The sequence below is a fragment of the Escherichia sp. HH26CH genome (assembly GCF_009820205.1).
Taxonomy (GTDB): domain Bacteria; phylum Pseudomonadota; class Gammaproteobacteria; order Enterobacterales; family Enterobacteriaceae; genus Escherichia; species Escherichia coli_F.
In genome coordinates this window covers 1-10,812 of record NZ_VNXM01000047.1, presented here as the reverse complement: position 1 = coordinate 10,812, position 10,812 = coordinate 1, and the positions used below count along the sequence as shown (strand labels likewise).

Genomic DNA, 10,812 nt, shown 5'->3' with positions numbered 1-10,812 from the left:
GATGTCCTTATCGGAGTAATTTATTGAGCTGATGCAGAATATCCTGTGTCTGGCTGTCCAGACGCAGCAGATAAAACAGATAAAATACGGCCAGCACAACAAGACCGCCGCACATTACATGCCTGATGGTCAGCCGCCGGATTAACTGATAACGCCCGCCCTGTATGTTGTTCTTCTGGTGAAGCAGCGGAAATGGCGCGTCACCGCGCAGTTTGTGCAGGGCATGGTGCAGGCGCTGGTAGATCCGCTCAAATTCATCCTGTTGCTGAATGGCAACCTTGTAGCGCCCGCGAAAGCCGAGCGAAAAACAGAGATATAAAAATTCCAGCAGATCCTGGTAACGTACCGGCTCCCGGATCAGGCGTTCGAGCAGGATAAACACTTTCTCGCCGCCCCAGGCTTCGTTATGAAAATGAACCAGCAGCGACTGTTTGATCCATTCGTTTTTGTTGGACCAGCCGTTGCCCAGCGCCGCTTCGTCAATAAACGTGCAGAGAATGTAGCGGAACGAAACAATGACGCCCGGCTCGTAACCCTGCTCCTGGAGTAGTTGTTCCACAGCCTGGACATCGGTTACCACCTGGGCAAACAGATGTTCCGGCATGGCCTGACTGTTCATGGTGGACAGACGCATCACCATGCCGAGCAACGGCGTGGCGGCGTCAATCATTGGGTTCTGGCTGTTGCCGCGAAGGGCGAGACGGTACTGACGTCCTGATGTTCCGCTCTCCGGCTCCATGGGAAAAATCGACGGTTCACCCATATCGCTGATATCGCTCATTCACTTATCCCCTTATCGCCCAGAGCTGAAGGTTCAGATCGGGGAAGGTGCCGGAGATATGCAGCGCCAGCGCGCCCGCTTTTATCACGTCCTGCCAGGCTGGGGTGCCTTTTTCCAGTTCGAAGTAAACATAACCTTCATGCCAGGGCAACTGACGCGGCGCAGCGGTAAGCGTGTGCAGCGGAATACCCGGCACCTGCACGCTGACCACGCTGCGGATTTTGTCGGTAGCGGCCACTTTCGACTGCTGGATGAACTGGCGCTGCACCTGGTCGTAGGGCATCCTGGCGCGCACTGCCAGTACCAGCTTGCAGGACTGCAACAGTGTGGGATCGCTGATGGTGGCGATCCAGGTCCCCTCTGAAAAGAACAGCGGCAGATTCTGCGCACGCGGTACCAGCACGGTATTGAGTGCGCGCCGCAGTTCCGGAATTACTGTTCTGGTGAAGGTCGCGGTAAGATCCCGGTGATTATACGGCTCCACGGTGCAGGGCAGGCGATTACCTTCGGTAAAGGTCATCAGTTCTCCCAGCAGCCCCACCAAATCCCGGTAGAAGGCTTCCGGATGCAGCGTGTGCAGTTGTGAACGGTGCGTGAACTGCATTTGATGGCGGTTAAGCATCTGCAACATCATAAATTCGGCCACATCGGCGATCCCGCTCTGTTCAGGCGAACCGATGCGCCCGGCCAGGTCAGCGGCGCGGGTGGCAAGCAGCCCCTGCACCTCGCCGGAGAATGCCCCGAGCAACCCGCTGACATGGACGGCCTGAATGGTGGGAATAAAGGTGTTGTCCAGTACCAGTGCGCCGGTAGCATTTTTATTGAGGATACGGCACAGGGGGAGGGTCACCATCGCGCTGAGATCATCTGCGCCGCTGACTATCCTGGGGATCAACTGCCCCAGACCGACCGGCTGTTCGTCGCCTTCGTCAGTGTGAAAATCACGGACGCGGGTATGGGTGAGGCGGTAACGCTCCGTACCCTGACCGGCGCTGTGCAATCCCTGGATTTCATTGATCACGTCGCTGATTACAGGCAGCGCCAGATAAATATTGTGGCTCTCTTTCGATGAAAGGGTTCCCGGCTGGAAAGGTTCCGGCAGCAGATCCTGGTCGGGAATACTGAATACGGTGCCGTCAGGCATGCAGCCCGCCGCACGGTCAATCATAATTTTGCCCTGAGCAAGCAGTTCGGTATTGATGGAGAGTTCCGTAAAGCCCCAGAAAAAATCACCCTGAGCATCCAGACGACGGGTCAGCAGGTACTCGCAGTGACGCTGCTGTTGCTGAAAATGCTGCGGCAGGGCAAACAGCCCTTCCTGCCAGATCACCTTGTTTTTCATTGTTGCCATCGTCAGTTTTCCTCTTTTTTCATCTCAATCGCACTGGCGCGGATATGCACCAGCAGGCGATAGTGGTGGCCGATACTTTCTACCGGCTCAATTTGTTTCCATTCTGTGGCCTGGTCGTCTGAAAAATAGGCAATGACACCGATATAACCGGTTTTCTCATCCAGCTTGATCGGCGGCAGTGTTTTTACGGTGTCCGGCAACAGGTTGAAGTCCTGATGATCGATATAGTTTTTTCCCAGCACGTCGGGCAGTGCGGTGGTGGCAACCTGGTCGTAGTCGGCGGCCTGGAATTTAGAGTCATCACTCAGATAAACCAGTTGAACATCCACCGGCGCGGCTTCACCGTCCGCCGTCAGGTTGCTGTCCGGCTCGGTCAGCAGCGTGACGGTCAGCTCGGTTGACTGATCCATCAGCTTTCCGACCTGAATATCCGGATTGCGGATCACCTGGCTGATTTTTTTCGCTGTTTCACAGCCAGTTAACACAACGCTCATCAGAACGCAGGCCAGAAACGCTTTGCCGTTCATGCTTCCGGCTCCCGCTGTTTTTCGCGCAGCACCCGGTCATAGACCTGGGCATAAACTTCATTGAACAGCATTTCAAATCCTTGCTGTCGGCTGGAGGCCAGCTCATCGTAATAGTTGCTGTACATCTGCCATGCCCAGGCGTCGTCCATTTTCTGGCGCAGTTCATGACTGCGGCGGTATTGCGCAAAGCGGCGCATCAGGTTGCCCGGCGAGAAGGCCTCCAGCATGACACGCAACGCTTCCACAATCGCCGCCCGGTTAGCCTCATCATGATGCCGGATGTTGCGCAGGCTTTCGCCGATGGCCGCGGGTGCTGCGAGATGTACCGGACTTTTACCCTCAGCGAACATGACGTTCAGCGCAGTGGCGTAGTCCATATCAAGGCGAAGCGGGTTGTCTTCCAGTGGACGCAGGTGTTTATCCGACAGGCTGTTCTGTTGTTGTTGCAGACTCAGCAATCCCTTAATGGCGGCCTGCAACGCCCGTCCGGCCTCTTCGAGAAACTCATCCGCATCCTGAGAATCGTGCAGCGTCAGCGGGCACTCCATACCGCGCAGCAGCGGGGTCACGGCCAGGTGGTACTGCGCCATGGCAGAAAATTCATCGTCGTCCTCATAACGGGCATTGCCGGGCGGCAGATCCATAAACGGCGTATTGATCCCGTTTGCACCTGTCAGATCGGAGGCGGGGGCGACGGGCCGGGAAAAGCGTGAGGCGATCGGATCATCTGCCACCATCAGGCTTTCCGTCTGAAGTGCCTGAAGAGGATCGCTGGAAAAACCGTGCGCCACGGTGGGGGCAAGCTGATGCTGGAACGGCATTCCCGGATAGGAAGGTTGTCCCTCGGTGGTCAGCAGGGTGTCCGCCAGACTGTCGCGGTTCATCACAATCGTTTCCGGGGTTGCCATCCGCTCGTCGTAGGTAACCGCCGCGCCGTCATGCAGAAACGCTTTAAGCGCCAGTGCGCCGAGCTGAATCTCATCGCCCTGGCGCAGGCGGATCAGCGAATTGGAAGAGACCGGGGCCTGATTAATCATCAGTCCCGGCGTCAGGCACCGCAGGCAATAGGCTCCGTCGTGCCGGATAACGGTACAGGCACGCGCAGCAATGTTTCCCGCCCGGTCCTGTACCTGCCAGTGACATTCCGGCATATGACCAATATCACCGCCGTTTTCGCTGAACAGGCATTTTGCGGCGCGTCCGCTTTCCAGTTCGTTGCCATTCATCACCTGTAAAGTCAGTGAGGCCTGGCGGGATTGCTGTTTTTCCTCAGCCATAAGTGGTTCCATAGAATTATTCCCTGATTCGGATTGTGATGGCGGGCGGTACTTTCGGCTGACCAATAAAGCTGGTTCTGCCGAGGCGGGAGCTGGCCGAATCGCCAAGGCGCATCCCTTTAGCCTGCTGTGGTGCCAGGCACAGCCGTAAATCCCAGGCAAACTGGTCGCGCAGAATAAAAGAAAGGAACATGGTCAGCGGCAGGTGATTTTCGCCATCGGGTAAAAATGAGAGATAACGCTCCCGCGACAGGCCGCCAATCTGCAACAGGAATTTTCCGCTGCGATCCGGCACCCGTGCGCCGAGGGTAAAATTAACGCCGAGTATGGAGCGTCCCGGAATATGTCCAGCCGTTTTTCCTTTCGGATTACGTACACCCAGCCGGTTCTGGTGTGCCGGATCAATGGCGACTTTACGCAGTTGCCAGCGTTCAATGGTGACATCCGGCAAATCAAAACAGTGCGACACCAGATTACAGATAACCTCCGGCGCGCGGCCTGGTGTTGCCAGAATTCCGGCGTAGGCCAGCATTTTGCTGTGGTTAATGGCAAGCCTGTCACGCACGCTCTGATTACCCAGCCCGACCAGTGCGTACATGCGCTGTGAAAAGGTGTCAGTACCGCCGTTACGAAAGCAGATGTAGTAGCGGTATTTGCGCCAGGCATGATAGGCAAACTGTGTCCAGCGGTGGCTGAATAGATCGAGAAATTCTTTCAGGCCGTCTTCGTTCTGTGCGGACTCCTGCGCCATCTGATCCAGATAATAGCCTGGTAGCGGCGACTGGCTGCCGGAAAAACCCAGGAACCGGGTTTGCAGTACATACTGTCCGTTCTGGCTACGGGAAAGCGCACTCAGGTCCGTACCCGGAAAACCGATACTGGCGTCAGAGCTGAAACGCACGATCTCCCGGGTAGGCTCGGTACGCAGGGAAATGTCCTGGCCCGGCGTGCCATACCGACGGTACAGCGCCTCCATTAGCACATAGAAATTGCAGTTGCGCACATCCGCCGGTAACGGCGGTTTTGCCGCTATATCAGGGCGTGCTGGCCCATTTTCTCCTGCCATTCCCAGGACTCCTGACTTTCCGTGTTAATGATTTTCAGACAGTGATACGAATTGATGCTGGCGTAGAGGGCAAAAAAGTGCGAGAGCACGGTACCCAGAAGATAAATTTCACCTTCGCAGATAAACGGATCGGGACGTATCCACAGCGTGGTCGCCAGCCCGCGAACCGGTACGCCTTTAAACAACCTGTCAACAGGTTTGGTTTCGAGTTTTTCTATGGCATCCAGTTTCTGGCGTGACAGTCTGGCCCGCTGCGGATGGTGAGCGCCTGGCAGGTCGAAGGTCCGCAGGATCTGGATCAGTGTCTCCCTGTCCAGCAGGGAGAGGTAGTTCAGGTTCATCGCGGAAATCAGCGACCAGTGCATGTCGCCGTCCGTGACTGGCCAGAGCGGCTGCGTCGGGCGTGTGACATTATGAAATGAGGCCACCGCCGGGTTTTTGTTGACGGCCACGCAGATATCGCCGATATGCAGCCGAGCAGGGATCATACGGTTGGTACAGATTAATGACGTGGTGATCACATCATCATTAAACCGTGAGCTGTCCGGAATGCTGCCGTCCGCATGGACAAAGGCGATACTATGTTCAAGCCCGCGGTGAAACAGGGATGTTTTAGTCCGGTGATGCCAGTAGACGACTTCCCGCTGGCGGCTGTACTCCATCTGGTGCTGGAAACTTTCAAATTCGGGCCAGACACGCGCCTGGCTGCCAGGGTTGGATTCAGTACCTGAAACTTTGACTTTGCTGGTGACTGTGCTTATCTGAAAAATGTCATAAGCGTCGGGATGCCGGTGGCTGGCGCGCAGCGGGTATTCCGCTATCCGCCCATCAGGCCTGACGGGTTCCGCATAATGCGTAAACAGGTTAATGGCTGGCGTACAGTGCAGACGCAGTGAGTCCTGGCGTAGCTTGATGTCGGCAGGTAACGGGCGGTTAAAGTGCAGGCGCAGCGTAAACGCGCTGACCGGGAAATCGTCCGGTAGTGGCGCAACATCGCGCAGATGGAAAAAAAAGAAGGCTTCGGGATAGCAGAAATACTCCTGGAGTACCCGATAGCCGCTGTGGACATTTTTCGGCCACGGCAGCAGGGCGTCCTGGTTTTCAAATCCGGCGGCCTCCAGCCACAGATCCGGCAGCGGCAGGCGGTACTCTCCGGCAATCAGTTCCGCATCCATCAGGCATTCGCAAAACCACAGATAAAGCTGGTGTCGGGTATAATCGTCTTCATTACCCAGCCAGAACGTTATTTTGTTCAGGTCAAGCATGGCGGGGGAGACATTGTTATCTGCGGTAAAACTGATATCTATGATGCCTTCTTTCAGGCTGCTGGCGTTGCGGGTGTCGAGAATGCGCAGTGGTTGCAGCCAGATATCGCGCGCCAGCGTGAAATGACAGGCTACGGAAGAAACGATTTTATCATGATTGTCAGACAGCACCTTCTGAGCAGCCAGGGCGGACTTTTCTGAGCGGCTTCTGATCAGTTCATTACGGCAGACCTGAACAGGGACTTTTAACTGATCGGTTTTGGGTTCATAGGCAATAACCGTCATGGCCGGAACCGGGCGTAAATAGTTTGCCCACAGCATACGGATTAGCCCATGGGTGAATTCGGGGAATTCGTCCTCAAGTTTCTGACGCAGGCTGCCGGACATAAAGGCAAAGGCTTCCATCAGTCGCTCCACGTCCGGATCACCCTCTTTCTCGGCCAGAAAGTGGGCCAGATGTGGTTTTTCCTGCGCCAGCAGTTTGCCAAGCTGGCGAAGATAATCCAGCTCTTCGCGGTAGTAACGTTCTTCAAAAGCCACAGAGATCACTCCACACAATAGCGTTGATGATTGTCCAGCAAAATGTCAAATTCAAACACTCCCCTGGTTTCGCTGACATCGACCGTAGCCACAATATGAAAACGCAGTTCCACAGGGGCGTATTCATCCGGTGCAGCAGCCGTAACAACAACATCGGTAATACGAGGTTCGTAATGTAAAATGCACTGGCTAATGGACTTACGGATTTCTCGTCTGAAATCGCTGGAGGCCAGCGATTCATCATTTAAATCAGTAATCCCCAGCTCTGGTGAGCCATAACAACTGCCGGAGCGGGTATTCAGGACCTGTCGCAGGTTACGTCTGATGGAACGTATCAGTGCTTCTTTTGGATTCTGGTATGAAGGCGGGTTTGCCGCCTCACGGATACGTTCAAAAAGACTGCCGGTTGGCCCTGAATCCCGTCTTTGCATCGGATTATTCCTTATCCAGTCGCCCGACCAGGCTCAGGTCGAAACTGGCCCCCATGTATTTAAAATGCGGTCTGACAGAAATCGCGACCTGGTACCAGCCCGGCTCACCATCCACATCCAGTACCTCGATCTTCGCCTGACGCAATGGCCGGTGGCTACGGACTTCGGCAGGGGGATTCTCCTGGTCGGCCACATACTGGCGAATCCAGGTGTTCAGCTCGCGCTCCAGATCACTGCGTTCTTTCCATGAGCCAAGCTGTTCGCGCTGAATTACCTTGATGTAATGCGCTAACCTACTAATAACAAACAAGTATGGAAGCTGGGTGCCGAGTTTGTAGTTGGTCTCCGCAGCCTTGCCTTCGGGGGTTTTGGGGAATTTTTTGGGTTTCTGCACCGAGTTGGCCGAGAAAAAGCACGCATTATCAGACCCTTTACGCATGGTCAGTGTGATAAAGCCTTCTTCCGCCAGCTCATACTCTCTCCGGTCAGTGATCAACACTTCAGTCGGAATTTTTGCCTGCATTTGCCCCATGGATTCATACAGATGCACCGGGAGGTCTTTGACTGCGCCGCCGCTGGAAGGGCCAATGATATTGGGACACCAGCGATATTTAGCAAAACTTTCAGCCAGGTTCGCAGCTAGTAAAAACGAGGTGTTCCCCCACAAATAAGACTCGTGACTCTGGCTGACGTCTTCATGGTAACGGAAGGTTCTGGCTGGGTTCTCATCTGGCGAGTAAGGGTGACGCAGCAGGAACCGGGGGGCAGTCAGCCCCAGGTAGCGTGAATCTTCAGATTCACGCAAGGCACGCCAGCGGGAATAGGCCGGGCCTTCAAAGATGGCTCCTGGTTCTTTGATCCCTGGTAGCTCTGTCCATGAGTCCAGACCGAAAAATTCGGATGATACTGATGAGAGGAACGGGCTGTGCGCCATCGCACTGACCTGGCTGATATATTTCAGCAACTTCATATCCGGCGTGGTGTTCTTAAAGGCAAAGTTGCCGATTACCGCCGCCACTGGCTCACCGCCAAATTGTCCGTAACCGCTTGAATATACATGCTTGTAATATGCAGACTGCGTGATTTCTGGTGCAAATTCGAAATCATCCAGCAGTTCTTCCTGAGTGACATTCAGGAAATGGACCTTGATGTTTTCCCGTGTATCCGCGCGTTCAACCAGCAGTTTCAGCGAGCGCAGCAGGGATTCCAGTTCCTGAAACTCCGGGGCATGAATAATGGCATCCATCTGCCTGCTGGTTCGGGCATCAATATCAGCAATCATGGCGTCAACGGCCAGGATATTGATAGGTTCAGCGCTACTGTCGCCCTGTAACATGGCGGCAATAAAGGCGCTCACGCCCTGGCGGGTGATATCGTAGCTTTCTGATTTAGGCTGGACGCGGGTTTGCGCCATGATTTCATCAAGCAGAGATGGGGGCGCGGCGGTTTGAGACGCGCTGACGGGAGCAATTTCTTCCTTTACTGACATACTGAAAATCCTTCTGTGAAAATTATTTCTGAACGGCGATACCCAGTTCTTGGATCAGCTGCTCGCGGCTGTCTTCGTTTTCCAGTAGCGCCTGAAGTTGTGCGCGGAAGGCCGGAATATTGCCTAGTGGAGACTTAAGTGCGACCAGAGCTTCACGCAATTCGAGCAGATGTTTTATTTCTGGTACCTGGCTGGCAATATGGTCCGGAGAAAGGTCATCCATAGATTTGACTTTCAGGTTGACGTACATTTGCTCATTGGGAGCGTCACTGAGTTCAGCCGGAACAACAAACTCCCGTTCAATGTCAGCTTCTGAAATGACTGCGTTGAGGTTATAGCGGTTGATAGCAATGGCAGTTCGCTCATCCAACGGCGTGTTATCTGGTTTCCCTTTCAGATTGCCGGTGATCAATAAATTCAGCGGCAATTCGATATCAGCAGCCACCCCATCAACTTTTGGTGTATACCGAACGCTGATTCTTTCTTTCGGCGCGACACTGCCGCCATTGTTGTTCATTTTGCTCATAAAAATGTTCCCGTTCAGGCCATGAGCACAGCATTTTCGTACTGCATAAAAATACCGACAATACCGTTTCAGTGGCAGTTAGATAATGTAATCTTCCTTCTGTTGTGATCAGCATTCTACTCATGAAATAAAATATTAAAAGAACTATTTATATTTCCGAAAGAGATGTACTCTTCCTTATTAATACATTATAGTGAAATAGATTTTGGTATCCATAGACTTGATGAATATAATTTTATGGCCAATAAAATACTATAATGTGTTGATTTATATGTATTTATTAAATTGATTAATAAGTTTTATGTATGGTTTTATCAATTAATTAATTGCTGACAATACATTATAAGGAATTCCTTTAAGGAATGTCTTAATTGCGTGCTGGAACGATGGCGGAGTAAGTGTCGTAATAATTTGTTTTTGACGCAGCTGTGGATTTTTATGGGGGGAAGGATACGTTATGGATAATTCTGCTGTTGAAGTTGATATATTTTTAGCTTATGTGGCCGTGTTCTGAAATTGACTAAAAATATATTTAAACACCATAAAAGAGTTTTTCAGTAGGTGCTAATTACGTGTGCCTGTAACTCGAATAAAGAAAAGGGTGTGGTTCCTGATGTGAGCCGCATCACACTCTAACCCGTCGGGGATTAACGACGGGTTGTTCGTAAAACAGCAGTTGATAATTTCACAAGGAGTTCATAAATGCCAACCCCATGTTACATTTCAATTACAGGTCAGACCCAGGGGAACATCACTGCCGGTGCTTTCACCGCAGATTCTGTCGGCAATATCTACGTGCAGGGACACGAAGATGAAATGCTGGTGCAGGAGTTTCTGCATAACGTTACTGTTCCAACCGATCCACAGTCTGGTCAACCTTCCGGGCAGCGCGCGCACAAACCATTCATTTTCACCGTGGCGCTGAACAAAGCCGTTCCGCTGCTGTACAACGCGCTGGCCTCCGGTGAAATGCTGCCGAAAGTGGAGCTGCACTGGTGGCGTACTTCTGTTGAAGGCAAGCAGGAGCACTACTTCACCACACGTCTTACTGACGCGACGATTGTGGACATGAACCTGCACATGCCGCACTGCCAGGACCCTGCACAGCGTGAGTTTACGCAATTGCTCGCAGTATCACTGGCATACCGTAAGGTTGAGTGGGAGCACATCAAATCCGGTACTTCTGGTGCCGATGACTGGCGTGCACCGCTGGAAGCATAAATCTGAGTCAACAACATCCTGCCTTCGTGCAGGATGTTGTTTTTGTACGTGTAAAAAATGAGTGTCAGTAAGGAGTTACGCTTTCATGAGGGAGATGGCGGATGCCGGAAACCCGGGCGGTAGCGTACCTGAAAATGTAAAGATGAGTGTAACGCTGCACTGGCACCCTTTGCTGCATGGTGGGAATCATTTGGTCCGTGAATAAATTAGGGAGGTCATTATGTCCTTAAAAGGCCTGCGCTTTACGCTGGAGGTTGACGACCAGGAGCCGGACACCTTTGCAGTGGTGAGCTTCCGGTTAGTCCAGAACCAGTCATATCCGTTTGTGATGAGTGTGG

10 protein-coding genes and 1 pseudogene are annotated in these 10,812 nt (G+C 53.0%); 2 read left to right on the top strand and 9 right to left on the bottom strand.

Going from position 1 to position 10,812, the window contains the following annotated elements:
- Positions 1 to 7: 7 nt before the first annotated feature.
- The 9 genes from icmH to tssB are packed head-to-tail and all read right to left on the bottom strand — an operon-like array spanning position 8 to position 9,253.
- Positions 8 to 763 (bottom strand): type IVB secretion system protein IcmH/DotU, encoded by a 756-nt coding sequence (gene icmH, locus FQ015_RS16320; protein ID WP_435367431.1) that lies wholly within the window; start codon positions 761 to 763, stop codon positions 8 to 10.
- Between the two features lie 22 nt (positions 764 to 785).
- A complete protein-coding gene (gene tssK, locus FQ015_RS16315) occupies positions 786 to 2,132 on the bottom strand; it encodes a type VI secretion system baseplate subunit TssK (RefSeq protein WP_160524272.1) in 1,347 nt (448 codons plus the stop codon).
- Positions 2,133 to 2,134: 2 nt separating this feature from the next.
- Complete coding sequence (gene tssJ / locus FQ015_RS16310; protein ID WP_001013425.1) at positions 2,135 to 2,659, bottom strand: type VI secretion system lipoprotein TssJ; 525 nt, start codon at positions 2,657 to 2,659, stop codon at positions 2,135 to 2,137.
- Positions 2,656 to 3,936: a type VI secretion system-associated FHA domain protein TagH gene (gene tagH / locus FQ015_RS16305; protein WP_337191371.1), complete on the bottom strand. Its 1,281-nt coding sequence runs from the start codon at positions 3,934 to 3,936 to the stop codon at positions 2,656 to 2,658. The genes tssJ and tagH overlap by 4 nt, the downstream gene beginning before the upstream one ends.
- A 16-nt stretch (positions 3,937 to 3,952) precedes the next feature.
- Complete coding sequence (gene tssG, locus FQ015_RS16300; RefSeq protein WP_160524270.1) at positions 3,953 to 5,002, bottom strand: type VI secretion system baseplate subunit TssG; 1,050 nt, start codon at positions 5,000 to 5,002, stop codon at positions 3,953 to 3,955.
- Positions 4,966 to 6,807: a type VI secretion system baseplate subunit TssF gene (tssF, locus tag FQ015_RS16295; protein ID WP_160524269.1), complete on the bottom strand. Its 1,842-nt coding sequence runs from the start codon at positions 6,805 to 6,807 to the stop codon at positions 4,966 to 4,968. Before tssF ends, tssG begins: the two co-directional genes overlap by 37 nt.
- A 5-nt stretch (positions 6,808 to 6,812) precedes the next feature.
- Positions 6,813 to 7,238 carry a type VI secretion system baseplate subunit TssE gene (tssE, locus tag FQ015_RS16290; RefSeq protein ID WP_105279171.1) on the bottom strand — a complete coding sequence of 142 codons (426 nt, stop codon included), beginning with the start codon at positions 7,236 to 7,238 and terminating at the stop codon, positions 6,813 to 6,815.
- 4 nt (positions 7,239 to 7,242) lie between these two features.
- The gene (gene tssC / locus FQ015_RS16285) at positions 7,243 to 8,727 is read right to left on the bottom strand and encodes a type VI secretion system contractile sheath large subunit (RefSeq protein ID WP_160524268.1); all 1,485 of its coding nucleotides are present in this window, start codon (positions 8,725 to 8,727) and stop codon (positions 7,243 to 7,245) included.
- A gap of 22 nt (positions 8,728 to 8,749) precedes the next feature.
- Entirely contained in the window at positions 8,750 to 9,253 is a 504-nt protein-coding gene (tssB, locus tag FQ015_RS16280; RefSeq protein WP_039021711.1) for a type VI secretion system contractile sheath small subunit, read from the bottom strand.
- A gap of 702 nt (positions 9,254 to 9,955) precedes the next feature.
- Here tssB and FQ015_RS16275 point away from each other — a divergent pair.
- Positions 9,956 to 10,474 carry an Hcp family type VI secretion system effector gene (locus FQ015_RS16275; RefSeq protein ID WP_001142963.1) on the top strand — a complete coding sequence of 173 codons (519 nt, stop codon included), beginning with the start codon at positions 9,956 to 9,958 and terminating at the stop codon, positions 10,472 to 10,474.
- A 220-nt stretch (positions 10,475 to 10,694) separates the two neighbouring features.
- Positions 10,695 to 10,812: pseudogene (locus tag FQ015_RS24740) on the top strand (hypothetical protein); the annotation flags it as partial.

Excerpts from the sequence above, each read along its gene's own strand:
- icmH (WP_435367431.1), bottom strand. The coding sequence starts at position 763 with ATGGGTGAACCGTCGATTTTTCCCATGGAGCCGGAGAGCGGAACATCA.
- tagH (WP_337191371.1), bottom strand. The coding sequence starts at position 3,936 with ATGGCTGAGGAAAAACAGCAATCCCGCCAGGCCTCACTGACTTTACAG.
- FQ015_RS16275 (WP_001142963.1), top strand. The coding sequence starts at position 9,956 with ATGCCAACCCCATGTTACATTTCAATTACAGGTCAGACCCAGGGGAAC.
- tssC (WP_160524268.1), bottom strand. The coding sequence starts at position 8,727 with ATGTCAGTAAAGGAAGAAATTGCTCCCGTCAGCGCGTCTCAAACCGCC.
- tssK (WP_160524272.1), bottom strand. The coding sequence starts at position 2,132 with ATGGCAACAATGAAAAACAAGGTGATCTGGCAGGAAGGGCTGTTTGCC.
- tssJ (WP_001013425.1), bottom strand. The coding sequence starts at position 2,659 with ATGAACGGCAAAGCGTTTCTGGCCTGCGTTCTGATGAGCGTTGTGTTA.
- tssG (WP_160524270.1), bottom strand. The coding sequence starts at position 5,002 with ATGGCAGGAGAAAATGGGCCAGCACGCCCTGATATAGCGGCAAAACCG.
- tssB (WP_039021711.1), bottom strand. The coding sequence starts at position 9,253 with ATGAGCAAAATGAACAACAATGGCGGCAGTGTCGCGCCGAAAGAAAGA.
- tssE (WP_105279171.1), bottom strand. The coding sequence starts at position 7,238 with ATGCAAAGACGGGATTCAGGGCCAACCGGCAGTCTTTTTGAACGTATC.